The following is a 15459-nucleotide window of genomic DNA, read 5'->3' as shown; positions in this document are numbered from 1 at the left end:
CAGGAGCGCCGCCGGGGCCAGGACGGCCAGGAGAGCGGTCGTCGTGCCGATCAGGGCGGTGCGGAGGGGGGAGCGGCGGGGGCGGTCGCTCCTCCGCACCGCCCTGATCGGGACGACGACCGCTCTGCTGGCCGTCCTGGTCGCGGCGGCGCTCCTGTTCCACGCGTCCGGCGGACGCTGGTTCATCGTGCAGACGCCCTCCATGGGCACGGCCGCCCCGGTCGGCACCCTCGTCCTCACCGAGCCGACGGCCCTCGAGGACGTCCGGGTCGGCGACGCGGTCAGCTTCCACCCCACCACCACGCCCGACGAGACCTACACCCACCGGGTCGTCGAGATCGCCGACGACGGCACGCTCCGCACCCAGGGCGACATCAACGGCGCCGTCGATCCGTGGGCCACCGGCCAGGACCAGCTCATCGGAGTCGTCACCACGGCGCTGCCGGTGCTCGGCTGGCTCGTGCGCGGCCTGCCGCTGCTGATCATCGGCGCCGTCCTCGTGCAGCTGCTCACCCGCTTCATCGCCTCGCCCACCCAGCGGGCGTCGATGCGGATCCTCGGCCTCTCGCTCGTCGCGTCCGTCACCGTCTTCGTGCTCCGCCCGCTGGTCGGCATCGTCGTCCTCGAGGCCACGGTCGACAGCGGCACGACGAACGCCACGCTCGTCTCGACGGGCGTCCTCCCCATCCGCGTGAGCGCCGAGGGCGCCGACCCCGTCGACCTGGTCTCCGGACAGGTCGGCCGCCTGCAGATCCCGGCGCACGACGGAGACGCCTACGCCCTCTCCTCCGCTCTGCACCTGCCGTTCTGGGGCTGGGTCCTCTTCGTCCTGCTCTGCGCGATCCCGGTGCTCTACACGGTCTTCGTCGGCCTCCCCGGCGAGCCGGAGCGGACCGCCGAGCGAGGCCGCCGCGCCGCCCGCGAGGAGGAGACGGCATGAGCCGGCACCGCCTCTCCGCCGCCTCGCCGGCCGCGCGGCTGCGTACCCTCCTCGCCCGCCCGAGGTCTGTCGTCGCCGCCCTCGCCGCCGCCGCCCTGGCCGCCGTGCTGCTCACCGCCCCTGCCACCTCCGGCGCGTACACCGCCTCGATCCTGAACTCGACCAACACGGTCGGCAGCGCCGCCGCGTTCTTCACCTGCGACGGCGCCCTCGCCGCCGACCGCGGGGCCGCGCTCTTCGCCTACACGCTCGCGCAGCCGAGCGGATCGACGACCGCGCCCGACACGGACTCCGGCCAGTACCCGGGCACCTACCGCTCCACCAGCCTCTTCCCGACCGCGATGGTCAGCTCCGCCGCGACGCCCAAGGCCTGCCCGCGCGACGCGGGCGGCTCGTGGACGCCGAACGGCACCAACCAGTACCTGAGCACGCCGCTGGAGATCAGGAACCCCGGCACCTTCAGCACCGAGATCTGGTTCAAGACCACGAACGCCGGCGGCAAGCTCTTCAGCTTCAGCGCGGGCGCCACCGCTCCCGGCGGCCAGTACGACCGCCACACCTACATCGGTGCCGACGGCAAGCTCGTCTTCGGCGTCTACAACGGCGCCGCGCAGACCATCACGAGCACCCGAGCCGTCAACGACGGGCTCTGGCACCACGTCGTCTCCACGCTCTCGCCGACGGCGGGCATCGCGCTCTGGGTCGACGGCGTGAAGGTCGCCTCGAACAGCACGTACCGCACGGCCGAGAACACGACGGGCACCTGGAAGATCGGATACGACAGCCTGGGCGGCCAGTGGCCGAACGTCGGCTCCTCGTACTTCGGCGGGAGCCTGCGCTACGCCGCGGTGTACTCGACGGTCCTCACGCCGGAGCAGATCCAGACGCACTACACGGCAGGACGCTGAGCGAACGGCCCGGTCGGCGGCACCTCCGCAGCCCTAGGGTGAGCGGATGACCGCCCCCGCCCTCTCGCGCCGCGCCCGCTTCCACCAGCGGTTCCTCGTGGAGGAGCGCGTGATGGCCCCGGAGGCGCGCCGCGGCCTCGACCGGGCCGGCTTCGGCCTCATCGGCGTCGGCGTCGTCCTCTTCGCGGCCTTCACCGCGCAGGTCGCGAGCGGCACCGGCCTCACCGTCCTCGATCCGGTCGTCGCCGAGTGGTTCCGCGAGAAGCGCTCCGCCGAGGGCACGGTCGTGATGGACGCGCTCGCCACCGTCTTCGGGCCGGTCTACCTGCCGGTCATCATCCTGGCGGTGCTCGTGCTCTGGTTCGTCCTCGCCCGCCATCTCTGGCGGCCGATCCTCCTGGCCGGCGGCATGCTCGTCGGGATGCTCAGCGTGCAGCTGGCCGCGCACCTCGTGATGCGGATGCGCCCGCCGGTCGAGTACATGCTGCTCGGGCCCGACGGGACCTTCTCGTTCCCCTCCGGCCACGTCACCGGCGTGAGCGACTTCTTCCTGATCACCACGTTCCTCCTCGCCTCCCGCCGCTCCTCCCGGAGCTGGATGATCGGGGGCTTCGCGCTCTCGCTCGGGATGATCGCGGGCCAGATCGTCGCCCGGCTCTACCTCGGCTACCACTGGTTGACCGACACGCTCGCCTCGGTGTCGCTCGCCCTGATCGTGCTCGGCTCGGTGATCGTGATCGACACCCGCCGGACCGCGGTCGTGCGGGGCCACGCGGACTGACCGGCGCGGCGCCTCCCTCTGCGGCGAGGAGCCGACCGCGGGAGCAGGCCCTGTCGTCAGCCCCGGTCGGCCGGATCCTCCTCGGTGACGATCGGCACCGGCTCCGTCACGCCGATCGTGCTGACGATCGGGACGATCCCGGTGCGGGTGAACGGCTCCTCGGCGGCCGGCGCCGACTCGTCGGACAGCGGTGGGGGGTCGACCGCGGCCGGCGCCGACGGGTCGGACGCCGTGAGGCCGGATCCGCTGCCCGACGCCGTGGCGTCCTGTGCGGTGTCCGCCTGCCCGGCCTCGGCGCCGTCGGGGTAGAGGACGTCGGCGGCGAGGGCCTGCTCGATCCCGCGGTCCCGGCGGGTCCGGGCGCGGACCGGCGCCACCGCCCGCACGATCGGGGTGCGCAGGCGGCGGTAGGCGATCCGGCCGAGCGTGACTCCGCCGGCGAGGCCCAGCGCGATCATGCCCGCCTGGAGCAGGAGCTCGATCCCGGCGCTCGGGCCGGCGTTCGAGGTGAGGCCGAGGACGCCGCGGTAGAGGGTGAGGCCGGGCAGGAGGGGGACGATCGCGCACGCGGTCGTCACCACGGCGGGCACCCGCATCCGCTCGGCCAGCATCTCGCCGAGCAGGCCGATCGCCAGCGCCGGGAGGGCGTTGGCCATGAGCGGCGCGAAGCCCGAGGTGGTCAGCGAGTCTGAGACGAGGAACGCACCGGCTCCGGTGAGGGCGGCGATGAGCGCGGGCCGCGGAGGGGTGTGCGACGAGAGCGCCCAGGCGCCCGCCGCGACCCCGGCACCGAGCACCTGCACGGCGGCCGGCCAGGGGCGGGCGTAGGAGTCGACCAGCACCAGCTCGACCCCGAGCGAGCGCGCGCCGTCGAGCACCACAGCGATCCCGACGACGATGCCCAGCGTCAGCAGCCCGACCTCGAGCAGCCGGCCGCCCGCCGTGATCGGGAACCCGTTGATCGCGTCGTCCGCCGCTCCCACGAACGAGAGCCCGGCGAGGAGCACGACCACCCCCGACGCGACGACGAGCGCGGGCGGCAGCACCGCCAGCTCCACGGGCAGCCGCGGCACGACCGCGAGCAGCACCACCGCCACTCCGGTCGCCAGCGCGGCGCCGGCGATCTGCTGGAAGAAGGCGGGCAGGCCCCAGCGGGCGAGCAGCTGGTTGACCAGGTCGATCGCGGCGGCCGTCGCGGCGGCGAGGAGCACGACGAGCGGGCCGCCCCCGAGCAGGAGCGCGACGCCCGCGGCCATCAGCGCGAGCGTGAGGGTGACGACTCCGCGGCGGTAGCGGTGCGGCTGGACGAGGATCGCGTCGAGCCGGTCGTGCGCGGCCTCGAACTGGTGCCGGGCCTCCTCGCGGGCCTCGGCGGAATCGACGGCGTCGGCGACCCGCACCTCCGGCGAGCCCTCGGTGATGGCGGTGACGAGCGCCGTCACGCGGGCGAGCCGCTCGTAGTCGGCGCTGCGGGAGGGGACGACGCGCAGCACGCTCACGCTGGGGGAGTCGTCGCCTCCGTCGTGCACGACCAGGATCGACGTGAAGGTGAGGTCGACCTGGCACTCGATGCCGTAGGCGCGGCACACCCGCTGGATCGTCTCGGTCACCTCGGCGGCCGCGGACCCCAGCGAGAGCAGCGTCTCGCCCAGCCGCACGGCCAGCTCGAGCACTCCGCGGACCGTCTGCTCGGCGAGGAGCGCGCGCTGCGCTCGACGGCTCACCGGGGCCGCGGGCCGCTGCCCGCCGAGCTTGCCGACGACCTGCTGCAGAAGACGAGGAGAGCGCACCGTCCAGGGTAGGCACGCGGGGGCCGGTCCGGGGACGGGTTGCGCCGGCTTTCCCGCGGATGTCCGAGCAGCAGTCCTCAGAAGCAGGCGAGCACCCGGGTCGTCAGCCAGAGGGCGGCCTCGAGCTCGGTGTGCAGCTCCCGGCCGAGGGCGAGCCAGCGCTCCTCCGCCTCGGCGCTCCTCCAGCCCTCGAACACGTCGCATCCGGACGCCCAGAGCTCCTGCCAGCGGAGCAGCGGTCCGTGCAGGGCCTCCGGGACGCCGATCGCACCCGGATCGTCGATCGGGCCGTCGACCGCCCAGAGCGGATACTCCGCGCCGTGGTCCGGGTACAGGCGGAGGTCGGCGAGCCGCCCCTCCCGATCGGCCCGCGCGCGGGCGAGGGTGTCCTCCTCGGTCGCGAACGGCGGGACGATCCACTCGATCTGCGTGACGGGATCGACGACTCGGCGTTCCACGGCTCCTCCTCCGCTCCTCGATGCGCGCACGACGGTAGCAGGGCCGTTCCGCGCCGCATCGGAGGGGGCCTGCCTACACTGGCGAGCGACTGCGTCGGCGAACGGGCGGGCGGGGCGAGGGGTGGGAGCGCATGAGGGTTCACGAGCGCGCGGTGCGGCACGGGCGGCTCCGGCGGCGGTCCGGGGTGCGGACAGTGGTGGTCGGGATCGCGGCGGTGGTCGGCGTCCTCGCCGTCAGCGCCACCTCGCTCGTGGCGATCGCGACGGTGAGCATCAGCCGGAACGTCGCCGACAACGCGGTCGACCTGGGCGTCGCTCCTCCCACCGCCGGGAACGTGCAGATGGGCGCGGTCGAGGGCGGCTTCGACGTCCTGGTGGTCGGCACCGACAACGACGCCACGCAGGGCGACTCCTTCGGCGTCCGCGACGACACGCTCAACGACGTCAACATCCTGCTCCACGTCTCGGCCGACCACCGCAGCGCGACGGTGATCAGCTTCCCGCGCGACCTGATCCTGGACCGTCCCGCGTGCACCGACCCCGAGACGGGCGTCGTCACCGAGGCCGCCGCCGGCGTCCCGCTCAACTCCGCGTTCCAGTACGGCGGGCTCGCCTGCGTCAACGACACCCTGCAGCAGTTCACCGGCCTGACGGTGCCCTACGCCGGCTGGGTGTCCTTCAACGGCGTCATCGAGATGAGCAACGCCGTCGGCGGCGTCCCGATCTGCCTCACGGGTCCGATCCTCGACACCGACTCGGGCCTCGACCTGCCCGCCGGCACCTCCACCGTCTCCGGGTCGATGGCCCTCTCGTTCCTCCGCAGCCGCCACGGCGTCGGCGACCAGAGCGACCTCAGCCGCATCTCGTCGCAGCAGCAGTACCTGGCCTCGCTGATGCGCACCGTCCGCTCGGCCGACACCCTCTCGAACATCCCCGCCCTCTACGGACTCGCGCAGGCGACCTCGTCGAACGTGCACCTGTCGACGTCGCTCACGAGCCCGGCGACGATGATCTCGCTCGCCCTCGCACTGAAGGACGTCGACCTCTCGAAGATGGTGTTCGTGCAGTACCCGGCGCTCGACGACCCGGACTACCCGGGCAAGGTCGTGCCCAACGCCGAGGTCGGGGCCGAGCTCATGAACCGCGTCCTCAACGACCAGCCGGTGACCCTCGCATCCGACGCTCCGGCGGAGGAGGCGCCCGCGGCGGAGGCGCCCGCGGACGGCGGCGCGGCTCCGACGGATCCCGCTCCCGTCGCCGTCGACGCTCCGGGTCAGACCGCGGCGGAGGAGACCTGCGCGGTGCCGTCCGACTGACCCGACGGGTCTCGCGACCGCGAAGGCGCCCGGGCGGTGTGCCCGGGCGCCTTCGTCGTCCGCGGTGCGTGGCCGTCTACGCGCGGCGGCGGAGCACCGTCAGGGCGAGACCGCCGAGGATGCCGAAGGCGGCCAGGGTGAGCGGCGCGGTCGTCGAGACGCCGGTCGAGGCGAGGACGGGGCGGTGGCCGCCCGTCTGCGCCGCGGGTCCGGAGCCGGCCGGGTGCACTGCGGGCCCGGCGCCGGCAGGGTGCGCCGTGACGGCGGCGACCGCGGCGGAGCAGTCGGCCTCTCCGGCGATCGGGTCCTCCTCCGTCAGCGTGTAGTCGTAGGAGGTGCTCGCCACGAGACCGCTCGACGTGCCGCGGGCGATGACGCAGTAGATCTCGCTCGCCGGGTCCTGCAGCGGGTACTCGCCGAGGGAGATCAGGCTCCAGCCCAGCGCGTCGACGCCGACCTCGAGGCTCGAGCCGCCGCCCGTGAGCGTCTGGCGCGCACCCGAGGTCGAGAAGACGCCGATCGAGACGGTCTCGTCCGCGCCGAAGCCGAGGAGTGCGCCACCGCTGGTGGGCTGTCCGTCCGCCGGGGCGGGCTCGGGCGGAGCCCCCTGGGGCCAGATCCGGATCGCGGTGCGCGAGGGGACCTGCTCGAGCGACGACGTCACGGAGCGTCCGCTGGTCTCTCCCGTGGCGGTGACGGAGAAGGTGCCCAGCTGGTCCGCCATGGTGTCGGCGTCGAGCAGGACGAAGGCCTCGCCCGAGAGCGGGGTCGGCGTGGGGGGCACGAGGGCGGAGGTGCTGCCGTCGGGCGCGGTGAGCGTGACGGACACGTCCTCGCCGCGGTCGAATCCGCGGAACGAGGCGACGACGCCGTAGATCCGGAACTCACCGACCTGGACATCCGCACCGGCCGGGAGCAAACCGCCGTCCTCCCGGTTCTGGAAGACGACGCTCGTGTCGGGCTGCGTCACGGTCAGCTCGACGGCATCGGAGGCGATACGGGCGCCCGAGGCGTCGAGTCCCTCCGCGACGACGGAGATCGTCTCGCCGGGGAGCGGGAGGTGGGGGTCCACCGCGACGCCGTCCGCGTCGGTGGGGAGCCAGTCCTGGAGGCGGAGCTCGCCGGAGGCGGTGATCACGCTGGTGGTGACGGCCTCCTCCGAGTCGCCGTCGCGGAGCACGACGACGGCGACGGTGCCGGGCTGGAAACCGGTCCCGGACACGTCCAGGCCGCCGGCCCAGCCCTCCGCCGACGGGATCGCGGAGAACGCCGAGCCCGCTTCGTAGGTGGTGCGGTCGAGGGCGATCGCCAGGGGCGACTGCGCGCTCTCGACGGGCGCGATGGTCGGAGCCGGAGTGGGCGCCGGAGTCGAGGCCGGCTGCGGCGTCGCCGTGGGCTCCGGAGTCGCGGTCGGCTCCGCGGTGGGAGCCGGCTCGGCCGGTGCAGGACTCGAGGCGGCGTCCGGGACGACCTCGGTGGCCAGAGCGACGGACGGGAACGCGAGCGCCCCCAGCAGTGCCGCAGTGGTGATGACGGTGACGCCGTGGCGTCGTCGCGCAGAGCGCACGATTCCTGCTTCCTCCGAGCCGCTGATCGCGGTCGGCTTCCCCATGAGCGGGGGACGCTCGCCCCCTGTCGCTGAGTGTGTCGTATGCGGAACCTCAGCCGGTGCCGGATCCTGCAACGATCCGATCACGCCGCGCGGCGCGAAGTGACGGTCCGGTCACGGGCGGGCGCGGCGACCCGGACAAGCCGGTGGGCGACGCTCCCCGGGGGGTCCTCAGACCGGCGGCACGACCAGCAGCACCACGCCGATCGCGGCGCTCACCGCGGCGACCACGCACCAGCGCTCCGCTCGGGTTCCCGCGGGTCCGCGCGTCCGCGCGACGGCGCCGAGGCCGATCGCGAGCACGGCGATGCCGACCTGCAGCGCCACGGTGGTGCGGATCAGCGTCCAGGCGTCGAAGGCGCTCGCTCCAGCCGATCCCGTGGCGAGCAGCGGCACTCCGCCGATGCCCGTCGGCACCAGCAGCAGGCCTGATCCGATCGCGAGCGCCGCGACCAGGTGGGCGAGCACGTCGTCCAGCGCGGTCCGTGGGGGCGCGCCGACCGGCCCGAGAGCGGCGGCGCCAGGCCTCATCGCGACAGTGCGGAGATGCATGGGGCGAGCGTAGGCCCGGACCGCACCGGAGCGGACCCCCTGCGGAGGCCCCTGTCCGGTGGGCATTCCGGAGGAGGATCGGCGCTGAGCGAGTAGTCGAGGGCCCCGCCCTCCGGTCGCTCGTCGACGCCGTCCGGGCGGCTCGCTTCACGCCCGTCAGTCGCTGCTCCCGGTCCAGGTCCCTTCGATCACCTGGATCAGGTCGTGCCGCTCATCGGGGCCCAGATCCGGTTCGAACTCGACGACGAGCCGGTCCGACCGGTAGACGTCCCTCGTGTTGTACACCGTCGCCTGGCGCGCGAGATCGAGGGAGTGGTAGCGGTGGATCGACGCCCCGGGCCCGTCGACGCCCTCCACGCACCCACGACGATCTCCGCAGGCCTCCCTGCTCGGAGCGGCAGCGCGCTCGAGTCCGTCCAGCTCCGCGCGGGTGACGTCCCGGATCGTGATCCTCGATCTCGAGTCGTCGAGGAGGAGCCCCGCTCCGAAGACGGCGGCTCCGCCGACGACGGCCCCGACGACGAGACCCGCCGCCCCGAAGACGACGGCGGTCCGGCCGACCGTTCCCGTGGCTCTGCTCGTCGCTGTCATGGAGGTCCTCTCTTCGGCCGGCTGCTCGGGCGGACGGCGGAGTGCCACCGCATCCGGAGAACCTCCCAGCGCTCATCGGCGGAGTCAAGAGCGCACACCTCGATGGCAGGAGATGTGGCGCGATCGTCGACGCAGAGGGTGCAGCAGCAGGCTCCGCATCCGCCCGGCGCCTCCGCCTCAGGCGCCGTCTCCGGCAGAGGCTCCGCATCCGCCCGGCGCCTCCGCCTCAGGCGCCGTCTCCGGCAGGATCAGGGGATGCGCCTGCAGACGATCACCACCGGATCCGGACCGCGACACGTCGGGCTGGTGCACGGGCTCGGTGCGTCGGCGGCGACCTGGGGGCCGTTCGTCGAGCGGCTCGTCGCGACCGGCCGCTACACGGTCACGGCCGTCGACCTGCGCGGGCACGGCGCGAGCGCCCGGGCGGAGTCGTACCGGATCGACGACATGGCCGCCGATCTGGTCGAGTTGCTGCCGGCAGGGCTCCACAGCGTGGTCGGCCACTCGCTCGGCGGCGCGGTGCTGCAGCGCGCCGTCGCAGGACTCGCGCCCGGCCGGGCCGTCTACCTCGATCCCGGGTTCGCCCTCGCGCTCCCGACGAGTGGCCTCGCCGGACGGCTGTTCTGGGCGGCGCCGCTCCTGTCGCTCGGCATCGCCCAGCTCGGACAGGCGCGGGCGGGCGCCGCGGTCCGCGCCGCCTACAGCCCGGAGATCCGCGCGCTGCTCGATGACGCGAAGAAGAGGTTCGACGCGCGGATGGCCGTCGGCGTGTTCCGGGACGTCGCCTTCCACCCGGTCCCGGTCGAGGCGCCGGCGGTCCCGTCGACGATCGTGCTCTCCGACCAGTCGCCGGCGGTGCTGCCCGACGCCCTGGCCGCGCGGCTCGAGCAGCGGGGCTGGCAGGTGCGCCGGATCGCGGGCGTGCACCACGACATGCAGCTCGAGGACCCCGACCGGACCTTCGCCGCGATCGCCGACGTGCTCTAGCCGCCCCCTCCGCGGGTCGGGCGCCGATGAGCGGGAACTACCGGCACATCCGCCCCGACGACCGCGGCCACGGGCGGCTCCGGACGGACGGACGCTCGAGCCGTCTGCGAGAGTGCTGGCATGTCCCCGCAGTCGTTGTCCGAAGCCGATCGTCGCCTCGTCGCCGCGTGGGCCGCCGACTGCGCGGAGAGGGTGCTCCCCCTCTTCGAGGCCGAGGCCCCCGACGACGTCCGGGCACGGGACGGCATCGCCCGCGCCCGAGCCTTCTCGCGGGGCGAGTCGGACGCGGCGGGGGAGATCCGGCTCCGCTTCGTCGCGGGTCGTGCGGCGCAGTCGGCGATCTCTCCGGCGGCGAAGGCTGCGGCGCGGTCGGCGGGACAGGCGTCCGGCGTCGCCCACATGGGAGCTCACGCGCTCGGCGCCGCCGCCTACGCAGTGAAGGCGGTCGGGCTGGCCTCGACGCGGTAGGGCGGCGAGGCCGAGATCCGGTGGCAGCTGGGGCACATGAGCGGGCAGGTGCGGGCGGCGCTGCGGACCCTGCCGCTCCTCGGTGAGGACCCGTCCGGCCCGCTCGGTCCGGGACTCCTGACCTCGGGTGTGCTCGGATCGAGCATCCGCGCGGTGCAGGCGGCGCTCGGCGCAGCAGCCGCGGATTGATCGCCGACGCAGGCGGCGCAGCAGAGGGATCGGGCGACGGCGCGCAGGTCGTCCCCCCTCAGCGTCTTCACCCGCGTTCGCCCACCGCGGATCCGGACGCGCTGCCGTCCCAGGCGGAGAGCATGCTGAGCCGATCCGCACTGTCGCTGTCCGCGTCCGGGCAGGAGACCACCAGGACCCCCCCCGCTCACCGGCAGCTTCTCGCACGGGCGTCGGTTCGCGCTCGTGCACATCCCCTCGACCAACCACTGCACCCTCGTGATCGCCGCCGAGCCGGACGGCGCGCGCTGGTCAGCGAGTCCACGCAAGCCAGCGCTTCGGCTCGGTCCACACCCAGCCGCACCGCGGATCTTCGGATGAGCCGTGTGCTCATCTCGCGTCACTCGCCGATCGGCCGCCTGCCGTCGACCTCGAATCGCCGCTCCGACGGCTTCATCCACCCCGATGATCGGTCGCGTTGCCATTTCGCGGAGGAGGGGACGACGTGCTTCGCCGCACGATCAGTTCGGTTGAGACCGTCGTTCGAGCATCCACGGCCTCGCGGCCCTCGATGACCGCGACGAGTGTCCGAACGCTCACACGGCCGACCTCCATCAATTTCTGGCGGACCGTCGTCAGAGGGGGCCAGAAGGCCTCGGCCTCCTCGATGTCATCGAACCCCACGACGCTGACCCGGCCGGGCACGGGGATGTCCGCCTCGTGGTAGGCGAGGAGGACTCCTAGCGCCATCTGGTCGTTGGCGGCGAACACTGCGGTGACGTCATCCCGCTCTCTCAGCGTGACTCCGGCGCGGTACCCCGATCCGGTCGACCAGTCGCCGGCGAGGGTGGCCGGCGGTTCGATGCCGCGCTCACGCAGCGCCTCCCGCCAGGCGGCCTCCCGTCGCAGAGCCGCGAAGCTGTCGCTCGGTCCGCTGACGTGCCAGACCGTGTCGTGCCCGAGGTCGAGTAGATGCTGGGTGGCGAGCAGTGCGCCGTGCCTCTGGTCGGAGTCGACCACGGGATGGCTGGTCTCCCGGCTGGCGTCCAGGGAGACGACGGGAACGCCTGGCGGGAGGTGCACGTCCGGGTTGTCTCGGTAGTGGAACTGCTCGAGCACGATGATGATGCCGTCCAGGGCCTGGTCGGCGAGCACCGAGAAGGCGTTGCTCGTCTCGTCCCGGCTGGAGACGTCCACGGTGATGAGCGTGAGAGAGTACCCGGCCCGGTTGGCCTCTGCGGAGATCGCCTCGAGGGTTCGGCGGTTGCCGAACGAGGAGAGGGTCGAGAGCACCACGCCGATGTTCCGGTACCGGCCCGATCGGAGCGCGCGGGCCGCGCGATTGGGCCGGTAGCCGAGCTCGGTCATGCTCAGGAGGACCTTCTCCCGGGTGAAGGAGTCGACCTCGGGCGCCCCGTTCGCGACGCGCGAGACCGTCTGCTTCGACACCCCCGCCCGCTCGGCGACGTCGCTCTGAGACGGTCCCTTGTGCCTCGTCGCACCGGGACGGTGCGCCTCAGACATCCTGGTCGTCCGCGCGCACCGGGGCCGCGGGAGGAGGCGTCGCACGGGGATCCTTCTCGTTGCTCATGGCTCCATGCTAGAGTCCGGACCCGGATGGTCACGTGACCAAAAATCTCAACGACTGAGGAGCGACGATGGTGTCCCTGACGACAGTCCGACCGGTGAGCGCCCGCCGCGCCCGCCGCGACTGGCGGGGCTGGGGGTTCATCGGCCCGTTCATGCTCGTGTTCCTGGCGGTCCTGGTCGCGCCGGTGGTCTACGCGATCTACCTCAGCCTGTTCCGCCAGCAGCTGGTCGGCGGCAACGCGTTCGTGGGAGTGGAGAACTACGTCCTCCTCCTGCAGGACCCGCGCTTCTGGGAGTCGCTGGGCCGCGTCACGCTGTTCCTCGTCGTGCAGGTTCCGGTGATGCTGGTGCTCTCCCTCGTCGCCGCTCTCGCCATCGACAGCGCCCACCTCGTCGGCCGAGGCGCGTTCCGGATCCTGCTGTTCCTGCCCTACGCGGTTCCCGGCGTCGTGGCAGCACTGATCTGGGGCTTCCTCTACGGCAACCAGTTCGGCCTCACGGGCAGCGTCAACGATCTGCTCGGCGCGGAGATCCTGCAGCCGTTCAGCTCGGAGTGGGTGCTGGGCTCGATCGGCAACATCGTCACCTGGGAGTTCCTGGGCTACAACATGCTCATCTTCTACGCGGCACTGAAGGTCATCCCCGCCGACATCTACGAGGCGGCGGACCTCGACGGAGCGGGCGGCCTGCGAGTGGTGTGGAGCATCAAGCTGCCGGCCATCCGCAGCGCGGTCGTGATCGCCACCATCTTCTCGATCATCGGCAGCTTCCAGCTCTTCAACGAACCGAACCTCCTGAAAGTGCTGGCCCCCAACGTGATCTCCACCTACTTCACCCCGAACATGTACGCCTACAACCTCTCCTTCGCAGGCCAGCAGTACAACTACTCGGCCACGGTGGCGATCGTCATGGGGCTCCTGACCGCCGTTATCGCCTACATCGTGCAGCTGCGCGGACAGCGCTCCGAGGTGCGCTGAGATGACCGTCTCCTACGCACGCACCAGCCCCCGCGCTCGACGCCCGCGCCGCTCGATCGTGCTCGCCGTCATGATGGTCGTCTTCGTCGTGTACTCAGTGGTCCCGCTGGTCTGGCTCCTCATCAACGCGACCAAGAGCCAGAGCGATCTGCTCTCCACCTTCGGCCTCGGCTTCGGCGGCGAGTTCGCGCTCTTCCAGAACATCTACGAGACACTCACCTACCGCGACGGCGTGTTCCTGCAGTGGTTCGCCAACACCCTGCTCTACGTCGTCGTCGGAGCGGGCGGAGCGACACTCCTCGCCACGGTCGCCGGCTACGGACTCGCCAAGTTCGACTTCCCCGGGAAGCGGGGCGTCTTCGCCCTGATCCTCGGGGCGGTGGCGGTGCCCGGGACCGCCCTGGCCGTGCCGACCTTCCTGATGTTCAGCCAGGTGGGACTGACGAACACGCCCTGGGCGGTCATCCTGCCCTCGCTCGTGAGCCCCTTCGCGCTCTACCTCATCTGGAGCTTCGCCACCGAGGCCGTCCCGACCGAGCTGCTCGAGGCGGCACGCATGGACGGGTCGAGCGAGTTCCGCACTTTCTTCACCATCTCGCTGCGACTGCTCTCCCCGGGCATCGTCACGGTCGTCCTCCTCACCGTCGTCGCCACCTGGAACAACTACTTCCTGCCGCTCATCATGCTCAGCGAGCCGACCTGGTATCCGCTCACGGTCGGCCTCAGCCAGTGGAGCGCGCAGGCGACCGGCGTTGGAGCCCAGCCGATCTACAACCTCGTGATCACCGGCTCGCTGCTCACGATCGTCCCGATCGTCATCGCGTTCCTGTTCCTGCAGCGCTACTGGCAGTCGGGTCTGACCGCCGGAAGCGTCAAGCAGTGAACCTCCGCACCTCCTTCCTCCCCTCCCTTCCCGTACAACGAAGTCACTCGAAAGGAACTCCCATGACTCACTCCACCAGCAGGCGGCGTCTCGGCCGCTTCGGCACCCTGGCGGGCGCCGCGCTCACCCTCGGCCTGGTGCTCTCCGGCTGCTCCGCCGCCGGCGGCGCGACGAACTCGGACGCCGATGCGGCCGACCTGGACGCGGCCCTCGAAGAGGGCGGCGCCCTGACCTACTGGACATGGACTCCGTCCGCCGAGGCGCAGGTCGCCGCGTTCGAGAAGGCCTACCCGAACGTCGATGTGAACGTCGTGAACGTCGGCACCGGCACGACCGAGTACACGCAGCTGCAGAACGCGATCACCGCCGGCTCCGGCGCGCCCGACGTCGCCCAGGTCGAGTACTTCGCCATCCCGCAGTTCGCGCTGGCCGACTCCTTCGTCGACCTGACTCCGTACGGCCTCGCCGACCTCGAGGATCTGTACAGTACCGGTCCCTGGAGCTCGGTCAGCATCGGCGGCGGCCTGTACGGCCTGCCGCAGGACTCCGGCCCCATGGCCATGTTCTACAACCAGGCCGTCTTCGACCAGTACGGCATCGAGGTCCCCACTACCTGGGACGAGTACTACGCCGCCGCACAGAAGCTGCACACAGCGAACCCCGACGCCTACATCGCCGGCGACACAAGCGACCCCGGCTTCGCGACGAGCATGATCTGGCAGGCCGGCGGCCGCCCGTTCGAGGTCGCGGACGACGGCACGACGATCTCCGTCGACCTCGAGGACGAGGGCTCTCAGGCCTTCGCCGCGAACTGGTCCCGCCTGACCGAGGGCGAGCTCTTGCCGGACATCCCGAGCTGGAGCGACGAGTGGTACCGCGCACTCGGCGACGGCACCATCGCCACGCTCCTCAGCGGGGCCTGGATGCCCGGCGTGCTGGAGTCCTCCGTGCCCGAGGCCGCGGGCGACTGGCGCGCCGCAGCCCTGCCCACCGCCGACGGCGGCAGCACGGGCGGCAACTCGGAGAACGGCGGCGGCGGACAGGTCGTGCTCGAGCAGAGCGAGAACAAGGCTCTGGCCGCTGCGTTCGTGCGGTGGCTGAACTCGGACGACGAGAGCATCGACATCTTCCTCCAGTCCGGCGGCTTCCCCGCGACCGTCGCCGACCTCGAGTCGGACGAGTTCCTGGCGCAGACCCCCGAGTACTTCGGCGGGCAGGCGATCAACGAGATCCTCGTCGAAGCGTCCCGCACCGTCAGCACGGGCTGGCAGTACCTGCCCTTCCAGGTCTACGCCAACAGTGTCTTCCCGGACACCGTCGGTCAGTCCTTCGTCAACCACGAGGACATCGGCAGCGGACTGATGGACTGGCAGGACCAGCTCGTCGAGTACGGCGACCAGCAGGGCTTCTCCGTCAACAAGTGATACGGAGTCGCTGAGCG

Annotated in this window: 16 protein-coding genes; 10 read left to right on the top strand and 6 right to left on the bottom strand. The window is 72.2% G+C overall.

Annotated features, from left to right (window positions below; genetic code table 11):
• From C5C55_RS11615 to C5C55_RS11605, 3 genes are all read left to right on the top strand, one after another.
• Positions 1-940: S26 family signal peptidase (locus C5C55_RS11615; protein ID WP_219813005.1), on the top strand; the 940-nt coding region annotated here is incomplete at its 5' end.
• Positions 937-1848, top strand: a complete 912-nt coding sequence (locus C5C55_RS11610; protein ID WP_104234005.1) for a LamG domain-containing protein — start codon at positions 937-939, stop codon at positions 1846-1848. The genes C5C55_RS11615 and C5C55_RS11610, both read left to right, overlap by 4 nt.
• A gap of 46 nt (positions 1849-1894) precedes the next feature.
• Positions 1895-2629 carry a phosphatase PAP2 family protein gene (locus tag C5C55_RS11605; RefSeq protein WP_104234004.1) on the top strand — a complete coding sequence of 245 codons (735 nt, stop codon included), beginning with the start codon at positions 1895-1897 and terminating at the stop codon, positions 2627-2629.
• 56 nt (positions 2630-2685) lie between these two features.
• Here the strand turns inward: C5C55_RS11605 and C5C55_RS11600 are convergent, their stop codons facing one another.
• Both C5C55_RS11600 and C5C55_RS16630 read right to left on the bottom strand, forming a co-directional pair.
• Positions 2686-4419, bottom strand: coding sequence for a threonine/serine exporter ThrE family protein (locus C5C55_RS11600; RefSeq protein ID WP_181067844.1), 1734 nt, complete (start codon positions 4417-4419; stop codon positions 2686-2688).
• A 77-nt stretch (positions 4420-4496) separates the two neighbouring features.
• On the bottom strand, positions 4497-4877 hold the full coding sequence (locus tag C5C55_RS16630; protein WP_181067843.1) for a hypothetical protein: 381 nt from the start codon (positions 4875-4877) through the stop codon (positions 4497-4499).
• A gap of 131 nt (positions 4878-5008) precedes the next feature.
• On the opposite strand from C5C55_RS16630, the gene C5C55_RS11590 reads away from it, so the two are divergent.
• Positions 5009-6193: an LCP family protein gene (locus C5C55_RS11590; RefSeq protein ID WP_104234001.1), complete on the top strand. Its 1185-nt coding sequence runs from the start codon at positions 5009-5011 to the stop codon at positions 6191-6193.
• A 76-nt stretch (positions 6194-6269) separates the two neighbouring features.
• Here C5C55_RS11590 and C5C55_RS11585 read toward each other — a convergent pair whose 3' ends face one another.
• The 3 genes from C5C55_RS11585 to C5C55_RS11575 all read right to left on the bottom strand — a co-directional run bounded on the left by C5C55_RS11585 (position 6270) and on the right by C5C55_RS11575 (position 8945).
• Positions 6270-7760, bottom strand: a complete 1491-nt coding sequence (locus C5C55_RS11585; RefSeq protein ID WP_146080939.1) for a hypothetical protein — start codon at positions 7758-7760, stop codon at positions 6270-6272.
• 213 nt (positions 7761-7973) lie between these two features.
• Positions 7974-8354, bottom strand: a complete 381-nt coding sequence (locus C5C55_RS11580) for a hypothetical protein (RefSeq protein WP_146080938.1) — start codon at positions 8352-8354, stop codon at positions 7974-7976.
• Between the two features lie 156 nt (positions 8355-8510).
• Positions 8511-8945, bottom strand: coding sequence for a hypothetical protein (locus C5C55_RS11575; protein WP_104226555.1), 435 nt, complete (start codon positions 8943-8945; stop codon positions 8511-8513).
• Between the two features lie 255 nt (positions 8946-9200).
• Between C5C55_RS11575 and C5C55_RS11570 the strand changes: the two genes are divergently transcribed.
• From C5C55_RS11570 to C5C55_RS16955, 3 genes are all read left to right on the top strand, one after another.
• Positions 9201-9932 carry an alpha/beta fold hydrolase gene (locus C5C55_RS11570; protein ID WP_104233998.1) on the top strand — a complete coding sequence of 244 codons (732 nt, stop codon included), beginning with the start codon at positions 9201-9203 and terminating at the stop codon, positions 9930-9932.
• A 120-nt stretch (positions 9933-10052) separates the two neighbouring features.
• Entirely contained in the window at positions 10053-10400 is a 348-nt protein-coding gene (locus C5C55_RS16960) for a putative immunity protein (protein ID WP_308470858.1), read from the top strand.
• Between the two features lie 36 nt (positions 10401-10436).
• Positions 10437-10589, top strand: coding sequence for a hypothetical protein (locus tag C5C55_RS16955; protein WP_308470859.1), 153 nt, complete (start codon positions 10437-10439; stop codon positions 10587-10589).
• A gap of 432 nt (positions 10590-11021) precedes the next feature.
• On the opposite strand, the gene C5C55_RS11560 is transcribed toward C5C55_RS16955, so the two are convergent.
• Positions 11022-12092 carry a LacI family DNA-binding transcriptional regulator gene (locus tag C5C55_RS11560; protein ID WP_104223311.1) on the bottom strand — a complete coding sequence of 357 codons (1071 nt, stop codon included), beginning with the start codon at positions 12090-12092 and terminating at the stop codon, positions 11022-11024.
• Between the two features lie 134 nt (positions 12093-12226).
• Between C5C55_RS11560 and C5C55_RS11555 the strand changes: the two genes are divergently transcribed.
• From C5C55_RS11555 to C5C55_RS11545, 3 genes are all read left to right on the top strand, one after another.
• Positions 12227-13135 carry a carbohydrate ABC transporter permease gene (locus C5C55_RS11555; RefSeq protein ID WP_104233997.1) on the top strand — a complete coding sequence of 303 codons (909 nt, stop codon included), beginning with the start codon at positions 12227-12229 and terminating at the stop codon, positions 13133-13135.
• A 1-nt stretch (position 13136) separates the two neighbouring features.
• Positions 13137-14018, top strand: a complete 882-nt coding sequence (locus C5C55_RS11550) for a carbohydrate ABC transporter permease (RefSeq protein WP_104233996.1) — start codon at positions 13137-13139, stop codon at positions 14016-14018.
• Positions 14019-14080: 62 nt separating this feature from the next.
• Positions 14081-15442: an ABC transporter substrate-binding protein gene (locus C5C55_RS11545; protein WP_104233995.1), complete on the top strand. Its 1362-nt coding sequence runs from the start codon at positions 14081-14083 to the stop codon at positions 15440-15442.
• Positions 15443-15459: the final 17 nt, after the last annotated feature.

It is taken from the genome of Rathayibacter sp. AY1C2 (assembly GCF_002931195.1).
Lineage (GTDB): Bacteria > Actinomycetota > Actinomycetes > Actinomycetales > Microbacteriaceae > Rathayibacter.
This window is presented reverse-complemented; position numbering and strand designations above follow the sequence as displayed.